The following is a 15847-nucleotide window of genomic DNA, read 5'->3' on the forward strand; positions in this document are numbered from 1 at the left end:
CGACACCCCCCTTGGATGGTCCACCTGGTCGCGCGAAAGAGGATTCGGTCGGCTGCCTGGAATAGGTATGGTCAACCCAGCCGAGACGTATCTTCCAGCAATGCGCGACAGTAGTTCCGGGAGGACGAAAGCAGCTATGCCCGAACACATGGGAATCTCGCATATTGACTTAACAGTCTCGGATTGCGAACGCGCGGCCGTATGGTGGCAGGACGTTATGGGCTTTACGCTTGTAAACCATTTTCGCGGCGAGAGCTGGGACGTCAAGAGTCTGATTCATCCCACCGGCGCAACCGTGTCGGTCATGACTCACGACGCCCCCGCCGACGGTGCGTTCGACGAGCGCCGCGTCGGCCTTGATCATCTCGCGTTCAGGGTGGCGGATCGGGACGAACTGGAACGATGGGTGAGGCACCTGGATGCGCACGGCGTAACCCACAGCGGAGTCATCGACATCGGGTTCGGGGCGACAGTAGTCTTTCGGGATCCTGACAATATGCAACTCGAATTTTACGTCCATCCGGGTGCAGACGAAGTTCGACTCAATGCGACGGATTCAGCTGAGACGCAGCAAGTATTGGTAGAGGCGGAGCTGGCAACGCGTCAAGAATGATGCCGCGCCCGATTTCCGCCTTGACTCGCGCTGGCGCGTCCGGCTGCTCATGTGGTCAGGTCGGAGCACTGTCTTCTCGGCGCGCGGCTAATCTTTCTGTGCCACAGCGATATTCAGCTTCGGTGGGTAAGCTCCTTTACCTGAGTAGCGGCTGGTGGTAGTGGTGCTATGTGGCCAAACCGCTGGCAATCACGCGCTCAGCCGCTGTCGCGACCCTCTTGGTGTTAATAGCGGTCACCGGCTGCGATCGCTCGGTGCGCGGCTTGTCACCGACGGTGTCCCTGAACGAAGCGGTCAATGTCGGCACGTTCGCGTTCACCGTGACGAAGGTCGCTTTCGGCGAACGCAACCTCGGATACCTAACGGCGCAGGGGGATTTCATTTTGGTCGACATCATGGTCAAAAATATCGGCGGCGACCCGCGGTCTGTCTACTGCCAAGACCAAAAGCTCAAAGACCTGTCGGGCAGGACGTACGACGACGCCGTGGACGTCGGCGACCGCGACGATCTGATTAACATCGCTCCCGGCAACCAGGTTCGGTTCACGTGTGCGTTCGACGTGTCAAAGGGCGCACTTCCTGCCGCCGTCGAGGTACACGAGTCGCAATATTCCGAGGGAGCAACGGTGACGGTGCTTTCACGGCGGTGAGCGTCTGTTCGGGAGGAGTGGCCCGCCCAATTGCTCCCCATTCCGCGCATCCAAACGCCGTCACACCAACACTCTCGGGCACAGAGTGGTCCGCCGACCGGCCGCGCGGACGAAAACGAGATCTCAGTCCAGGTAGTCGCGCAGGACCTGAGATCGGCTGGGGTGGCGCAACTTTGACATCGTCTTGGACTCAATTTGGCGGATGCGTTCGCGGGTCACGCCGTAGACCTGGCCGATCTCGTCGAGCGTCCGCGGCTGGCCATCGGTGAGACCGAAGCGCAGCCGCACTACGCCGGCCTCGCGTTCCGAGAGCGTCTCCAACACCGACTGCAACTGGTCCTGCAGCAAAGTGAACGACACCGCGTCGACGGCAACCACGGCCTCGCTGTCCTCGATGAAGTCGCCGAGCTGGCTGTCGCCCTCGTCGCCGATGGTCTGGTCCAACGAGATCGGCTCGCGGGCGTATTGCTGGATCTCGAGCACCTTTTCGGGCGTGATGTCCATTTCCTTGGCCAGTTCCTCAGGAGTGGGCTCGCGGCCCAGATCCTGCAGCAGCTCGCGCTGAATGCGGCCCAGTTTGTTGATCACCTCGACCATGTGCACCGGGATGCGGATGGTGCGCGCCTGGTCGGCCATGGCGCGGGTGATGGCCTGGCGGATCCACCACGTCGCGTACGTGGAGAACTTGTAACCCTTGGTGTAGTCGAACTTTTCGACCGCGCGGATCAGGCCCAGGTTGCCTTCCTGGATCAGGTCGAGGAATGCCATCCCCCGGCCCGTGTAGCGCTTGGCCAGCGATACGACCAGTCGCAGGTTGGCTTCCAGCAGATGGTTTTTCGCGCGGTCGCCGTCGCGGCAGATCCACACCATGTCTCGGCGCTGGGCGGCCGGCAGTTTGTCGCCGCGCTCGGTCAGCTCGGTCATCAGCTGGGTGGCGTAGAGACCGGCTTCGATCCGCTTGGCCAGCTCCACTTCTTCCTCGGCGTTAAGCAGCGCCACCTTGCCGATCTGCTTGAGATACGCGCGGACCGAGTCCGCGGAAGCGGTCAGTTCGGCATCCTTGCGGGCCTGCCGCAATGCCTCGGATTCGTCTTCGTCCCAGACGAAATCGCCGGAGGCTTTGTCCTTTTCGGACGGCTCGGCGATTTCCTCGTCCTCCTCGGCGGCGGCGGCTATCTCCACCGTTGCGGGCGCGGCCTCGGCGTCTTCGGTGTCGGCCGTGTCAAGGTCGGTGTCTTCGACTTCGGGCGTGACGTCCTCGAGGTCTTGCAGGCTGAGGTCGGCGGCGTCGATGTCGATCTCTTCGCCGGGCTCGACGTCGAGGTCCGGTTCGATGTCCAGGTCCTCGGCGATGGCGTCGGCGTCGACGGTGTCTGGCGTGGTCTCGGGATTCGCCGATGCGTCCTCCAGCGCGGCTTTGGCTTTTGCTCCGCGCGATGACGTGGCTTTTGCGTCGGCGATCTTGGCTGCGCCGCGGCCCTTCTTCGGGGTGTCGGCTGCCTCGTCGGCTGGGGGGGTGGACTTGGCGCGGGACGCTGTTTTGGTGGCTCGTTTGGCGGGGGCGGCGCCGTTGGCGGCCTTGGCGGGCGCCCGTTTGCTGGCGGTGCGTTTCACCGGCTCATCAGTTGCCGGGCTGGTCTTGGTCGCTGCCACATACACCCCTTCGGTCGGGCTCACTTCCGGCGGATCTGGGCATGGTTAACCGAAAGTTTCTGCTATGTCGAATGTCGGCGTTGATATCAGCGTGAATACTCGCGGGCTATCGGTTGGGCGGCCGCCGACGACCATTGTAACTTCACTGTGCCCTCGCACCGGCCGAGCGGGCAAAATTCAGTGCGTGACATCGGTGGTGGAAGCCATCGCCGCGCCGACGATCCCGGCGGTGTTCTGCAACGCGGCGGGCACCACCGGCGTGCGGTTTTCCAACAGCGGCACCCATTTTTCGGCTTTGCGACTGATCCCGCCACCGGCGATGAACAGGTCCGGCCAGATCGCGTTCTCGATCGCGACCAGCACCTTTGTCACCTGCTTGGCCCACTTCTCGAAGCTCCAGTCGTTCTTGTCCCTGACCGACGACGCCGCCCGGTGCTCTGCTTCTTTGCCGCCGACCTCGAGATGGCCGAATTCGGTGTTAGGTATCAACGTCCCGTTGTGGATGACGGCGGATCCGATGCCGGTACCGAAGGTCAGCAGCACCACCAGGCCCGAGTTGCCTTTGCCGGCCCCGTAGCGTTCCTCGGCAAGTCCGGCGGCATCCGCGTCGTTGAGAATCGTGACCCTCTGACCGTTCAGCTCGCCGCTGATGATGTCGCGTGCGTTGGTGCCGATCCAGGACCTGTCGACGTTGGCCGCGGTCTGGACGATGCCGTGGGTCACCACGCCTGGGTAAGTCACCCCGAGCGGGCCGGTCCAGCCGAAGCCGTTGACGACCTCGGCGATGGTCTTGGCAACTGCCGACGGGGTGGCCGGTTGCGGGGTCAACAGTTTGATCCGATCGCCGATCAGCTGTCCGGTGTCCAGATCGACGATGGCACCCTTGATGCCGCTGCCGCCGACGTCGATGCCGAACCCGCGACGCTGCGGCGTGGCACCGGTGCTGTCGGGGCCGGGGTCGGTGCTGGTCATCGAAGCTCCTTGGTGAGACATACGACACTTGCGATGCAGGCTCACCTTAGCCCGCGGGGGGCGCGGTTGAGACCGGAGCCAGCGCGGTCCATCGCCGCCTGTGATGCGATAGGCGCGTGACGCGATCCGACAACGAGCCCGCCCTGCTGCGCTCGGTGGCCGAGACATTGGCCATCGAGGCGGCCGCGTTTGTGCGGTCTCGCCGCGCCGAGGTTTTTGGCCCCGCCCCCGGTCCCGTCGACAGCGGTGCCGTGCGCGCTAAGACCACGCCAACCGACCCGGTGACCGTTGTCGACACCGAGACCGAACGGCTGTTGCGTGGCCGGCTGGCCGAATTGCGGCCTGGTGACCCGATTTTGGGGGAGGAGGGCGGCGGGCCCACCCAGGGAGCCACCGCCGCCGGTACCGACACCGTCACGTGGGTGCTCGACCCCATCGATGGCACGGTGAATTTCGTCTACGGAATCCCGGCCTACGCGATTTCGGTGGGGGCCCAGGTCGCCGGTGTCTCGGTGGCCGGCGCCGTCGCCGACGTCGTCGGCGCCCAGGTGTATTCGGCGGCCAGCGGCCTCGGTGCCCATGTCCGCGACGGGAAGGGGACCCACCCGTTGCGCTGCACCAGCGTCGAGGATCTGTCAATGGCGTTGCTGGGCACCGGATTTGGGTATTCGACGCGGCGGCGCGCCAGGCAAGCGACCCTGTTGGCGCACATGCTGCCGGTAGTCCGCGACGTGCGCCGCATCGGCTCGGCGGCGTTGGACCTGTGCATGGTCGCCGCGGGCCGGTTGGACGCCTACTACGAACACGGGCTGCAGGTCTGGGACTGCGCGGCGGGCGCGTTGATCGCCGCCGAAGCGGGGGCGCGCATAGTGCTGCCGCCGGACCACCGCCCGGAGGCCGGCGCCGGGTTGGTGGTGGCGGCCGCGCCGGGGATTGCCGATCAGCTGCTGGCGGCCCTGGACCAATTCAACGGCCTGGACCCCATCCTGGACTGAGCGGGCGCGCGGTCAGCAGCCGCTGGAGTGAATCTTGGTCAGCAGCGCTGGATCTGACGGCTCGGTGGCGCCGGGCTTCAGACTCGCGAGCACGGCGTCGATGTCGTCGTCGTGTGCCAGCGAACTGAAGTCGGTGCCCAGCGCCAGGTCGACGGAGTCGTCGGCACGGGTGTCGTGATAGAGCTCGGTGCACGGCGCCACCAGCCACAGCGCCGCCGCGGTGGATTGTCCGGCGGTTCCGAAGCGGATCTGGCCCTGGCAGTTCAGCCGGGTGCCGGCGTAGAGCGGGTCGTTGGCGGCCGTCGGCTGCGCGAAGCCCAGGTCCTTCAATGCGCCGGCGACGTCAGCGGCTTGACCACCGCGCCCGCTGGCGTTGAGGACGTGGACTTTGGTGTCGGCGAGTTTGGCGGGCGCGACGTCGGTCATCTCGGTCCGTGACACCGATTCGCCGAGCTGCGGGGGCGATGTCGACCCGGCCGCCTGCGGGGGCGGGTTGCACACCGCCGCTTCGTGCACCTTGGCCGGCCGCGTCAGCGCGATGGTCCACACCACGCCCGTGACCAGGACGAGGAACACCACTACAAAAATCGCCGGCCGGGGGTTGCGGCGCCGAAAGGGCCGACCGTGCTTGTCGAAAGCGGTGCCCTCGGTGATTTGTGCGACCACACGTGGCACTTTAGCGGCACCAGAAAAGCACTGCTCAAAGCCGGGCGCAGGGGCCGCGGTGGTGGTGTGACGTAAATCACAACCGAATGGGAGGGGATACGGGCACGAATCGTTTGGTGGATGCGTTCGACGCTGGTACAAAGCGTTGCTTGAGGTTATGAGGGTTCGAGGGGACAGGACGGGGAAACGACGATGCCCACCGACTACGACGCTCCACGACGCACCGAGACCGACGATGTCTCGGAGGACTCGTTAGAGGAGCTCAAGGCACGGCGCAACGAGGCGGCTTCGGCCGTCGTCGACGTGGACGAATCCGAGTCCGCTGAATCTTTCGAACTGCCCGGGGCCGACCTGTCCGGCGAGGAATTGTCCGTTCGCGTCGTCCCGAAACAAGCTGACGAGTTCACCTGCTCGAGTTGCTTCCTGGTACAGCACCGCAGCCGGCTGGCCAGCGAGAAGAACGGCGTGATGATCTGTACCGACTGCGCAGCCTGATCGCTGCACTCAGCTTGTCAGCGCCGACAGCACCCGCTCGGGGTGACGGCAACTCACCAGCCAATACGGCGTCGGATCCTCGGGATCATCGAGGACCAGCAGAATCATTGGGCCTATCCATGGCCGATGCAGGACAAACGCCGCGGGGTCGAGTTGGCGCCCCAGCGCCGCGGACTTGGCGGTGTGCGGGACTTCTGCGGAGCGGGCGATCACGGTGACGGGTAAGTGCGCATCCGCCGCCCACAGTTCGACCAGTTCACCGGGGCCTTCAACGGGGCCTTGGTCACCTTTGTCACCGACGGTCACCCGAATCTCCACTCGTCCCAGCCACAACAGTGCACCGGTCGCGACCGTGAACAACGTTGCGAACGGCAGCCAATCCGGCAGGGCTTTGACACCGAGGTTGATTTCGACCGCGATGAGCGCCGCCAGGCCAAAGGCCAGCGGCCACCACCACCATGGGACCCACAGTCGCTCGCGATATCGCACGCTGTGCGGCGCGACGCGCGTACCTGACACGCGGTCAAGGGTAATCTGTGGCCCCGTGTCGATCAGTCTGGCCGTTGTCCGTCTCGACCCCGGGCTCCCCATGCCCAGCCGCGCACATGACGGCGACGCGGGTGTCGATCTTTACAGCGCGGAAGACGTCACGCTGTCGCCCGGGCATCGTGCCCTGGTGCGCACGGGCATCGCGGTCGCCGTGCCACACGGAATGGTCGGGCTGGTCCACCCGCGCTCGGGATTGGCTTCGCGCGTGGGACTTTCGATCGTCAACAGTCCGGGCACCATCGACGCGGGCTACCGGGGTGAGATCAAGGTCGCGCTGATCAACCTCGACCCGGAGACGCCGATCGTCGTGCATCGCGGCGACCGTATCGCCCAGCTGCTGGTGCAGCGGGTCGAGTTAGTCCCGCTGGTCGAGGTTTCGTCGTTCGACGAGGCAGGGTTGGCCGACACATCCCGTGGCGATGGTGGCCACGGGTCCTCCGGTGGACACGCGAGTTTATGACAGCCCCGGCGACGATGCAGTGGGGGCACCGCCCGCTTGCGGGGGACGATGCGATGAGGAGGAGCGGCGCTTATGGCGGCTTTCGGTAGGCGCAAAGGCACAGACGACGGCGAGAACGCTTCCAGCAGTGCGCCGGAACCGGCGGAGGAGCGCTCGGAGTCCGCAGTGCCGGACACCGTCGAGGCCCAGGACTCCGAGGAGCTGGAGGGCCCGTTCGACATCGAAGACTTCGACGACCCCAAGGCCGCTGAGCTGGCCCGACTGGACCTGGGCTCGGTACTGATTCCGATGCCCGAGGCGGCGCAGGTGCAGGTCGAGCTGACCGAGACCGGGGTTCCCAGCGCGGTCTGGGTCGTCACCGCCAACGGCCGCTTCACGATTGCCGCATATGCGGCACCGAAGACCGGGGGCCTATGGCGCGAGGTGGCCGGCGAGCTTGCCGACTCGCTTCGCAAGGACTCCGCCAGCGTCTCCATCAAGGACGGCCCGTGGGGCCGGGAAGTGATCGGAACGGCCTCGGGCGCGGTGCGTTTCATCGGGGTCGACGGCTACCGGTGGATGGTCCGCTGCGTCGTCAACGGCCCGCACGAGACGATCGACGCGCTGGCCGAAGAGGCGCGTACGGCGTTGGCGGACACCGTAGTTCGCCGCGGGGACACCCCGCTGCCGGTGCGCACGCCGCTTCCGGTGCAGCTGCCCGAGCCCATGGTGGAACAGCTTCGGGAGGCGGCGGCCGCGCAGGCGCAACAAGCCTCGGAACAACCCGACGCGCAGCAGCAACCCGGCGAGCAGGCCGCGCGCCGCGGCGCTGGGGGATCGGCGATGCAGCAACTGCGCAGCAGTGGCGGCTAGCACGCGGCTACAACGCGGTTAGAGATCAGCGAGAGCCTCCAGGCAGGCGGCACCGAGCGCGGCGGTGTCAGCGCCAAATTGATCCAGCGTCACCGTCCGCAACGCCGCCCGCGGCGCCGCGGCGGCCCATTCGACAGCGACTCGCAGCGGATGTATCGGATCGTCGACGGCGGCGGCCACGCCCAACGGTGCGCTCAATCGGCATAGGTCGGCGCGGCTGGGCGCGACGTATGCCGCCGCTGCCTCCATCGAGTCCGGTAGTTGCGGCCACTGCGCACGCCACGAACGCGTCAGCTCCGCTGCCAACCAGGGTGGACTGGATGCTTGCATCTGCGACGTCGTTGCCTGCAGCCCCTCGCGCCGCAGCTGGGCTGCCGAATACCGGGCGGCCGCGGCGGCCGGCGCCGAGCCGGGCGCCCCTGTCCAGGCGGGCAGCGCGGCCAGGACGGCGACGGTCAGATCAGGATGGGCCAACGCCCAGGCGACGGCCACCGCGGCACCGATCGACACACCGCCGACGGCGATCGGGCCGGCTCGCGCGGCGTCGTCCAAGGCCGCCAGGTAGCCGTCGATCAAGCGGTCCGGTTGCGGCGGCGGAGCCACAACGGTCGCACCGACCGCGCCCAACGGACCGGAAAATGCCCGAGTGATGTAGTCGTCGTCGGAGCCGGTTCCGGGCAACAAAACGGCTGCGACACCGCGCAAGTCGACAGCCATCCCTCGATAGTGCCCGGCGCTCGCCGGGGCTCCAACATTGCGGGTTTGGCCCGTGTGGCGCCGGGGAACCAAGAGGTCTACGGTGTCCGTTGGCATAGGTGGAAGCGCCGATAGCTGGACGAGCTTCGAATAGCGAATATGAAGTGTCAGGAGTGGCCATGAGGGCCCAAGGTTATCTGCGCCGGCTCACTCGTCGGTTGACGGAGGATCCGGAGCAGCGTGACGCCGCGGAGCTGTCCGACGAGGTCACCAGTACCGGCGCGCAGCGAGCCATCGACTGTCAGCGCGGCCAAGAGGTCACGATGGTGGGCACCCTGCGCAGCGTCGAAACCTGCGGCAAGGGTGGGGCCAGCGGGGTCCGGGCCGAACTGTTCGACGGCAGTGACACCGTCACACTGGTTTGGCTGGGCCAACGCCGGATCCCCGGCATCGACTCCGGCCGAACACTGCGGGTGCGCGGCCGGATGGGCCAGTTGGAGAGCGGTGGCAAGGCTATCTACAACCCGCACTACGAAATCCAGCGCTGACTGACCCGCCGGGTTTCGGCTGGGCTTAGACTGCCCGGGTGCCCGTGACCGCTGATCGCACCAACCACGAGCGTCTTTTGGCGCAGGCCGGGGGCGTGAGCGGGCTCATCTATTCGACGCTGCCGGTCCTGACGTTCGTCGTGGTTTCCAGCGCTGCAGGCCTGCTGTCCGCAATCGGGTGTGCGCTGGGTGTCGCCGGCTTGGTCTTGCTCTGGCGGCTGATTCGGCGCGACTCCTTGCAACCGGCGGTGTCCGGGTTTTTCGGGGTCGCCGTCTGTGCGTTGATCGCCTACCTGGTGGGGCAGTCTAAGGGCTACTTCCTACTGGGCATTTGGATGTCGTTGGTGTGGGCGATCGCCTTCGCGCTGTCGATGCTGATCCGCCGGCCCGCGGTGGGCTATCTGTGGAGCTGGGCCACGGGGCGTGATCGGGGCTGGCGCCGGGTGCCCCGTGCCGTCCACGCCTTCGACATCGCCACGCTGGGCTGGACGCTGGTATTTGCCGCCCGGTTCATCGTGCAGCGACTGCTCTACGACGCCGACAAGACCGGTTGGCTGGGCGTGGCACGCATCGCAATGGGTTGGCCGCTGACCGCGCTGGCGGCCCTGGCGACATACGCGGCAATCAAGGCCGCTCAGCGCGCCATAGCCCCCGAAGACCCAGCAGAAGCGGTCGAAGCCGAGGCCGGCGGCGACTAGTCGGGCGTATCAGCCGCCGGGAGCAGCAGTTTGCTCAGGTCCTCCTCGACCTCGGTGCCCGCGACGAAGAGCAATTCGTCGCCGCCTTCCAGCGGCTCGTCGGCCTCCGGCACGATCACCCGCGGTCCGCGCAGGATGGTCACCAATGCGGCATCCCGCGGCAGTTGCAGCTTGCGCACCGGTTTGCCGCCCCACGGGGTGTCGTCGGGCAGGGTGATCTCGACCAGGTTGGCCTGGCCCTTGCGGAACTCCATCAGCCGCACAAGGTCACCGACGGCCACCGCCTCCTCGATCAATGAGGCCAGCATGCGGGGAGTCGACACCGCGACGTCCACGCCCCAGGCATCAGTGAACAACCACTCGTTGCGGGGATCGTTCACTCGGGCCACCACCCGCGGCACCGCGAATTCGGTCTTGGCCAACAGGCTGAGCACCACGTTGGCTTTGTCGTCGCCGGTAGCGGCGACGACGACGTCGAATTCCTCGAGATGCACCGACTCGAGCAGGCTCAGCTCGCAGGCGTCGCCGAGCCGCCAGTGCGCGGCCGGAATGGCGTCGACGTCCACATGGTCGGGGTTGCGCTCGATGAGCGTGATGTCGTGGCCGTTGGCCACGAGCTCGCGGGTGACCGAACGGCCCACCGCGCCGGCCCCGGCCACAGCTACCTTCATTTTTCGCCGCTTTTCATTTATCTAGATCCTCACTCGGGGGCAGTGCCGCGATGGCCACGGCCTCGGCGGCCCGACCGGATATCGCGGCGACGTACACCTGATCACCGGACTGAATGACGGTCTTGGGTTCGGGCAGCACCCCGGTGCCGAACCGGATGAGAAACGCCACCCGCGCGCCGGTGGCCTGCTCCAGTTCGGTGGCCTTGCGGCCCACCCAGTCCTCGTGCAGGACGACTTCGGCGACCGCGACGGTGCCAGTCGGATCCCGCCACTTGGCGGTCTCACTCTCCCGGGTCAGTGCGTTGAGCAGGCGGTCGGTGGTCCAGGGCACAGTGGCGATCGTCGGGATGCCGAGCCGTTCGTAGACTTCGGCGCGCTTGGCGTCGTAGATGCGCGCAACGACACGCTTCACCCCGAAAGTTTCCCGGGCGAGCCGCGCGGAGATGATGTTGGAGTTGTCTCCGGATGACACGGCGGCGAACGCGTCGGCCTCCTCGATTCCGGCCCTCAGCAGCACATCTCGGTCGAATCCCTGGCCAAGCACGCGCTCGCCGGCGAACTCGGGGCTGAGCCGGTTGAAGGCCGCGCTTTCGCGATCGATGACCGCGACGTCGTGGCCGATCCGCGACAACCCGTCGGCCAATGAAGACCCGACTCGGCCGCACCCCATCACAACAATCCGCACTGGCGATCCTCTCGTCGGCCACCCATTTGGCCAGCCGGTTTCGGTCCGGATCATTCTCGCCTACGGCACGCTACCAAGCCCGGGTGGGCTTACTCTTGGCTCTCGTGGCCAAACTTTCAACCGCTGCGCGCCGGCTGCTGATCGGTCGGCCGTTTCGCAGCGATCGGCTGAGTCACACGCTGTTGCCCAAGCGGATCGCCCTGCCGGTGTTCGCATCAGACGCGCTGTCCTCGGTGGCCTACGCTCCCGAAGAAATCTTTCTGATGCTCTCGGTTGGCGGCCTTGCGGCGTACTCGTTGTCGCCGTGGATCGGTCTGGCGGTGGCCGCGGTGATGCTGGTGGTCGTGGCCAGCTACCGGCAGAACGTGCATGCCTACCCGTCGGGCGGCGGCGACTATGAAGTGGTCACCACCAATCTCGGTGCTACCGCCGGCCTCGTTGTGGCCAGCGCATTGATGGTGGATTACGTTCTTACCGTTGCGGTTTCGACGGCGTCGGCGATGTCGAACATCGGCTCGGCGGTCCCGATCGTGGCCGAAAACAAGGTGTGGTTCTGCGTCGCCGCGATCGTGTTGGTGATGGCCATGAATCTGCGCGGGGTGCGCGAATCCGGTTTGGCCTTCGCGATCCCCACCTACGCTTTCATCGTCGGCGTGGCCTGCATGATCGGCTGGGGGCTCGTCCGGATCTTCGTGCTGGGCAATCCATTACGGGCCGAATCCGCCGGTTTCCAGATGCATTCCGAACACGGAAAGATCGTCGGATTCGCGCTGGCCTTTCTGGTCGCCCGGTCGTTCTCCTCGGGATGCGCGGCACTGACCGGTGTGGAGGCGATCAGTAACGGGGTGCCCGCATTTCAGAAACCGAAATCGCGCAACGCGGCGACGACACTGCTGATGCTGGGCGCGATCGCGGTGACCCTGTTGATGGGGATTATCTTGCTGTCCAAGAAGATCGGGGTGCAGCTGGTCGAGGATCCCAAGACCCAACTATCCGGTGCCCCGTCGAACTACTACCAGAAGACGTTGGTAACGCAGCTGGCAGAGACGGTGTTTGGCAGCTTTCACATCGGCTTTCTGCTGATCACGGCGGTGACCGCACTCATCCTGGTCCTGGCGGCCAATACCGCTTTCAACGGATTTCCCGTACTCGGCTCGATACTGGCTCAGCACAGTTACCTTCCCCGCCAGCTGCACACCCGCGGAGACCGGCTGGCGTTCTCCAACGGAATCCTGTTTCTGTCGGCGGCGGCTCTGCTCGCGATCATTGCGTTCCGTGCGGAGCTAAGTGCGCTGATCCAGCTGTACATCGTCGGCGTGTTCATTTCGTTCACGCTGAGCCAGATTGGCATGGTGCGACACTGGACGCGGTTGCTGCGTACCGAGACCGATCCGTCGATACGACGCAAGATGATGCGCTCGCGAGTGGTCAACACGGTCGGGTTCCTTTCCACCGGGACGGTTCTGCTGGTCGTTTTGGTGACGAAGTTTCTCGCCGGTGCATGGATCGCGCTTTTCGCCATGAGTTTGCTGTTCCTCATCATGAAGTTGATCCGCAAGCACTACGACACCGTCAACCGGGAATTGGCGGAACAGGCCGCCGCCCAAGACGACGTCGTGTTGCCCAGCCGGAATCACGCCATACTGCTGGTTTCGAAGCTGCACCTACCGACGCTGCGCGCCCTGGCTTACGCGCGGGCCACCCGGTCCGATGTGCTCGAGGCGATCACGGTCAGTGTGGACGACGCGGAAACCCGTGCGTTGGTGCGGGCGTGGCAGGACAGCGATATCAGCGTTCCGCTCAAGGTGATCTCTTCGCCGTATCGCGAGATCACCCGTCCGGTATTGGATTACGTCAAACGGGTCAGCAAGGAGTCGACGCGCACGGTGGTGACGGTGTTCATCCCGGAGTATGTGGTGGGGCACTGGTGGGAACAGGTGCTGCACAACCAGAGCGCGCTGCGGCTCAAGGGCCGACTGCTGTTCATGCCCGGAGTTATGGTGACTTCTGTACCCTGGCAACTGACTTCGTCGGAGAGGGTCAAGACGTTGCAACCGCACGCGGCTCCGGGCGACGCTCGCCGGGGAATCTTCGATTGAACCCCGCATCCGTCGGGGGAGAGCTGACGGTGGTCACCGGTGCCCCCGCGAACGGCGGCAGCTGTGTGGCGCATCACGAAGGCCGGGTGGTGTTCGTCCGCTACGCGTTGCCCGGGGAACAGGTGCGGGTTCGAATCACCGCGGACCGCGGGACCTATTGGCACGCAGAGGTTGTCGAGGTGCTCGTACCCTCGCCCAACCGAATCGCGTCGCTGTGCCCGATCGCCGGGGTGGACGGCGCGGGTTGCTGTGACTTGGCCTTCGTCACTCCGCAGGCGGTCAGTGCGCTCAAGGCGCAGGTGGTGTCAAACCAGCTGGAACGCCTGGGTGGATATCGCTGGTCGGGCGAGACCGAACAGGTATCGACCATCGGTCCCACGGGTTGGCGCACCCGGGTCCGGCTCGCGGTCGGGACCGACGGCCGGCCGGGTTTTCACCGCTACCACAGCGACGAGCTCATTACCGATCTGCGTTGCGGACAGCTGTCCGCCGGAATGCTGGACGGGCTCGCGGGGGCGGACTGGCCGCCCGGTGCCCAGCTGCACGTCGTTCTCGATGACGACGGCGAGCGCCACGTGGTGCGCACTCTGCGCCGGGGCAAGCGCACAGCTACCACGGTGGAGGAGGGTAACTATGAGTCCGTGCAGCGGGTGGGCCGGCGCAGCTGGAAGGTTCCGGTGACGTCCTTCTGGCAGGCGCACCGCGACGCGGCGCGAATTTACAGCAGCCTCATTCTGGACTGGGCGCAGCCGCGTACGGGCATGACGGCCTGGGATCTGTACGGCGGCGCGGGCGTGTTCGCCGCGTCACTCGGCGAGGCGGTGGGGGAGCGGGGACGCGTCCTTACCGTCGACACCTCCCGCGCGGCCTCGCGCGCCGCGCGGGCCGCGCTGACCGACCTGCCGCAGGTCGACGTCGTCACCGATTCGGTGCGGCGGGCGTTGACCGACCTAAGCGCCGGTGCCTCCAGAGCGGATGTGGCGGTGTTGGATCCGCCGCGGGCGGGTGCCGGGCGTGAGGTTATCGACCTACTGGCCGCCGCCGGCGTTCCGCGCGTGGTTCACATCGGTTGTGAGGCAGCGTCTTTCGCTCGCGATATCGGCTTGTACCGAAGCCATGGGTATACCGTCGAGGACATGAAGGGCTTCGACGCGTTTCCGCTGACCCATCACGTGGAATGCATTGCGCTACTTAGCTGTTAGGGTCAGGCCCACACGAAATAGCGCAGCCAGAGGTAGATCGCGGATAACGCCACGGAGATCACGGTGAGCACGGCACCTTTGCGGGTGAACTCCCAAAACGAGATGGGACTGTCGGCGCGCCGGGCGATTCCGAGGACGACGACGTTGGCGCTGGCCCCGACGGCGGTGAGGTTACCGCCGAGGTCGGTGCCCAGCACCAGGGCCCACCACAACGCCTGCGGGTGCACGTGTCCGACTACCGACGGAATCAGTTGTGCGACAATGGGTGCCATCGTCGCCGCATACGGCACGTTGTTGATCACGCCGCTCAACACGAACGACACACCCAGGATCAGCATCGTCGTCAACAGAGCGTCCCCACCGGTCGCCGTCGTCGCCCAGTGCGCCAACTGGTTGACGACGCCGGTCTTCACCAGCGCTCCCACCATGACGAACAGCCCAACGAAGAACAGCAGGGTTTCCCATTCGACGCCGGAGAGGTAGTCGGAGTGTTCGAGCCCGGAGACCAAGACGAGGATTCCGGACCCGACGAGCGCCACCAACGACGGTGCCAGGTGAATCGCCGAGTGAGCGACGAACCCCGCAAGCACCGCCGCCATGACGACGCCGCACTTGATCAACAGCCGCGGGTCGCGGATGGCCTCGCGCTCCTCCAGCGACATAACGTCGGCGACCCGCTCGGGATCGACGTCGAAGGCGCCCGGAAACATGCGCGGTAGCAGCGCGACGAAGACCAAGACGATGATGAGCACGATCGGCGTCAGATTGAACAGAAAGTCGTTGAAGGACAGGCCCGCCCGGCTGCCGATGATGATGCTGGGCGGGTCGCCGATCAACGTCGCCGTGCCGCCGATGTTCGATGCGAACGCCTCGGCGATCAGGAACGGCCCCGGCCCGATCTCCAGCCGGTCGCACACCAGCAGCGTCACCGGTGCGATCAGCAGCACCGTGGTGACGTTGTCCAGCAAGGCCGATGCGAAGGCGGTGACGAGCACCAGCAAGATCATGATGCGCAGCGGGGAGCCGCGGGCACGCTTGGCGGCCCAGATCGCGGTGTATTCGAAGACGCCGGTCTGCCGCAGCACGCTGACGATGATCATCATGCCCAGCAGCAAAAAGATGACGTCCCAGTCGATTCCGGTGGCGCGGGAGTAGAACACGTCGTCGGAGTCGATCACGGGCAACGCGACCACGATCGCCGCGCCGGCCAGCGCCACCTTCGTCTTGTTTACGCGGTCGCTGGCGATCAGTGCATAGGCCACCACGAAGACGGTGACCGCTAGGAAGCCCATCAAATGCCCTGGTCGGCGCTGCTCAGGTCTTGAGCGCCGCGGCCAGTAGGT

18 protein-coding genes are annotated in these 15847 nt (G+C 65.9%); 10 read left to right on the forward strand and 8 right to left on the reverse strand.

Annotated features, from left to right (window positions below):
* The first annotated feature begins 100 nt into the window (after positions 1-100).
* Both JO236_RS10265 and JO236_RS10270 read left to right on the forward strand, forming a co-directional pair.
* On the forward strand, positions 101-613 hold the full coding sequence (locus JO236_RS10265) for a VOC family protein (RefSeq protein WP_293328208.1): 513 nt from the start codon (positions 101-103) through the stop codon (positions 611-613).
* 254 nt (positions 614-867) lie between these two features.
* Entirely contained in the window at positions 868-1263 is a 396-nt protein-coding gene (locus JO236_RS10270) for a DUF4352 domain-containing protein (RefSeq protein WP_293328210.1), read from the forward strand.
* Positions 1264-1386: 123 nt separating this feature from the next.
* On the opposite strand, the gene JO236_RS10275 is transcribed toward JO236_RS10270, so the two are convergent.
* Together JO236_RS10275 and ppgK are read right to left on the reverse strand one after the other, a co-directional pair.
* Positions 1387-2916: an RNA polymerase sigma factor gene (locus JO236_RS10275; protein ID WP_293328212.1), complete on the reverse strand. Its 1530-nt coding sequence runs from the start codon at positions 2914-2916 to the stop codon at positions 1387-1389.
* 177 nt (positions 2917-3093) lie between these two features.
* Positions 3094-3888 carry a polyphosphate--glucose phosphotransferase gene (gene ppgK / locus JO236_RS10280; protein WP_293328214.1) on the reverse strand — a complete coding sequence of 265 codons (795 nt, stop codon included), beginning with the start codon at positions 3886-3888 and terminating at the stop codon, positions 3094-3096.
* A gap of 116 nt (positions 3889-4004) precedes the next feature.
* On the opposite strand from ppgK, the gene JO236_RS10285 reads away from it, so the two are divergent.
* Positions 4005-4883, forward strand: coding sequence for an inositol monophosphatase family protein (locus JO236_RS10285; RefSeq protein ID WP_293328216.1), 879 nt, complete (start codon positions 4005-4007; stop codon positions 4881-4883).
* Between the two features lie 12 nt (positions 4884-4895).
* On the opposite strand, the gene cei is transcribed toward JO236_RS10285, so the two are convergent.
* Positions 4896-5549, reverse strand: a complete 654-nt coding sequence (gene cei / locus JO236_RS10290) for an envelope integrity protein Cei (RefSeq protein ID WP_293328218.1) — start codon at positions 5547-5549, stop codon at positions 4896-4898.
* 192 nt (positions 5550-5741) lie between these two features.
* Here cei and JO236_RS10295 point away from each other — a divergent pair, with 192 nt between their 5' ends.
* Positions 5742-6044, forward strand: coding sequence for a DUF4193 domain-containing protein (locus JO236_RS10295; RefSeq protein ID WP_003899437.1), 303 nt, complete (start codon positions 5742-5744; stop codon positions 6042-6044).
* 9 nt (positions 6045-6053) lie between these two features.
* Here JO236_RS10295 and JO236_RS10300 read toward each other — a convergent pair whose 3' ends face one another.
* The gene (locus JO236_RS10300) at positions 6054-6563 is read right to left on the reverse strand and encodes a DUF3093 domain-containing protein (protein ID WP_293329387.1); all 510 of its coding nucleotides are present in this window, start codon (positions 6561-6563) and stop codon (positions 6054-6056) included.
* A 25-nt stretch (positions 6564-6588) separates the two neighbouring features.
* Here JO236_RS10300 and dut point away from each other — a divergent pair, with 25 nt between their 5' ends.
* On the forward strand, positions 6589-7053 hold the full coding sequence (gene dut, locus JO236_RS10305; RefSeq protein WP_293329388.1) for a dUTP diphosphatase: 465 nt from the start codon (positions 6589-6591) through the stop codon (positions 7051-7053).
* A 72-nt stretch (positions 7054-7125) separates the two neighbouring features.
* Positions 7126-7905, forward strand: coding sequence for a DUF3710 domain-containing protein (locus JO236_RS10310; RefSeq protein WP_293329389.1), 780 nt, complete (start codon positions 7126-7128; stop codon positions 7903-7905).
* 18 nt (positions 7906-7923) lie between these two features.
* Here the strand turns inward: JO236_RS10310 and JO236_RS10315 are convergent, their stop codons facing one another.
* Complete coding sequence (locus JO236_RS10315; protein WP_293329390.1) at positions 7924-8622, reverse strand: alpha/beta hydrolase; 699 nt, start codon at positions 8620-8622, stop codon at positions 7924-7926.
* A 158-nt stretch (positions 8623-8780) separates the two neighbouring features.
* Here JO236_RS10315 and JO236_RS10320 point away from each other — a divergent pair, with 158 nt between their 5' ends.
* Both JO236_RS10320 and JO236_RS10325 read left to right on the forward strand, forming a co-directional pair.
* Positions 8781-9149, forward strand: coding sequence for an OB-fold nucleic acid binding domain-containing protein (locus JO236_RS10320; protein WP_293329391.1), 369 nt, complete (start codon positions 8781-8783; stop codon positions 9147-9149).
* Between the two features lie 44 nt (positions 9150-9193).
* Positions 9194-9847: a DUF3159 domain-containing protein gene (locus JO236_RS10325; protein WP_293329402.1), complete on the forward strand. Its 654-nt coding sequence runs from the start codon at positions 9194-9196 to the stop codon at positions 9845-9847.
* Here the strand turns inward: JO236_RS10325 and JO236_RS10330 are convergent.
* Entirely contained in the window at positions 9844-10518 is a 675-nt protein-coding gene (locus JO236_RS10330; protein WP_293329392.1) for a potassium channel family protein, read from the reverse strand. The two genes, JO236_RS10325 and JO236_RS10330, sit on opposite strands and share 4 nt — an antisense overlap.
* A 13-nt stretch (positions 10519-10531) precedes the next feature.
* On the reverse strand, positions 10532-11203 hold the full coding sequence (locus JO236_RS10335; RefSeq protein WP_293329393.1) for a potassium channel family protein: 672 nt from the start codon (positions 11201-11203) through the stop codon (positions 10532-10534).
* Positions 11204-11307: 104 nt separating this feature from the next.
* Here JO236_RS10335 and JO236_RS10340 point away from each other — a divergent pair, with 104 nt between their 5' ends.
* Together JO236_RS10340 and JO236_RS10345 are read left to right on the forward strand one after the other, a co-directional pair.
* Complete coding sequence (locus JO236_RS10340; protein ID WP_293329394.1) at positions 11308-13302, forward strand: APC family permease; 1995 nt, start codon at positions 11308-11310, stop codon at positions 13300-13302.
* A complete protein-coding gene (locus JO236_RS10345; RefSeq protein ID WP_293329395.1) occupies positions 13299-14504 on the forward strand; it encodes a class I SAM-dependent RNA methyltransferase in 1206 nt (401 codons plus the stop codon). The genes JO236_RS10340 and JO236_RS10345 overlap by 4 nt, the downstream gene beginning before the upstream one ends.
* Positions 14505-14506: 2 nt before the next feature.
* Here JO236_RS10345 and JO236_RS10350 read toward each other — a convergent pair whose 3' ends face one another.
* Positions 14507-15796, reverse strand: coding sequence for an ArsB/NhaD family transporter (locus tag JO236_RS10350; RefSeq protein ID WP_293329403.1), 1290 nt, complete (start codon positions 15794-15796; stop codon positions 14507-14509).
* Between the last annotated feature and the right edge of the window lie 51 nt (positions 15797-15847).

Source organism: Mycobacterium sp. (assembly GCF_019247635.1).
Lineage (GTDB): Bacteria > Actinomycetota > Actinomycetes > Mycobacteriales > Mycobacteriaceae > Mycobacterium.

Coding starts and splice junctions, on each gene's coding strand:
- JO236_RS10265 (WP_293328208.1), top strand. CDS start 101: ATGCGCGACAGTAGTTCCGGGAGGACGAAAGCAGCTATGCCCGAACAC.
- ppgK (WP_293328214.1), bottom strand. CDS start 3,888: ATGACCAGCACCGACCCCGGCCCCGACAGCACCGGTGCCACGCCGCAG.
- JO236_RS10295 (WP_003899437.1), top strand. CDS start 5,742: ATGCCCACCGACTACGACGCTCCACGACGCACCGAGACCGACGATGTC.
- JO236_RS10310 (WP_293329389.1), top strand. CDS start 7,126: ATGGCGGCTTTCGGTAGGCGCAAAGGCACAGACGACGGCGAGAACGCT.
- JO236_RS10315 (WP_293329390.1), bottom strand. CDS start 8,622: ATGGCTGTCGACTTGCGCGGTGTCGCAGCCGTTTTGTTGCCCGGAACC.
- JO236_RS10320 (WP_293329391.1), top strand. CDS start 8,781: ATGAGGGCCCAAGGTTATCTGCGCCGGCTCACTCGTCGGTTGACGGAG.
- JO236_RS10330 (WP_293329392.1), bottom strand. CDS start 10,518: ATGAAGGTAGCTGTGGCCGGGGCCGGCGCGGTGGGCCGTTCGGTCACC.
- JO236_RS10350 (WP_293329403.1), bottom strand. CDS start 15,796: ATGGGCTTCCTAGCGGTCACCGTCTTCGTGGTGGCCTATGCACTGATC.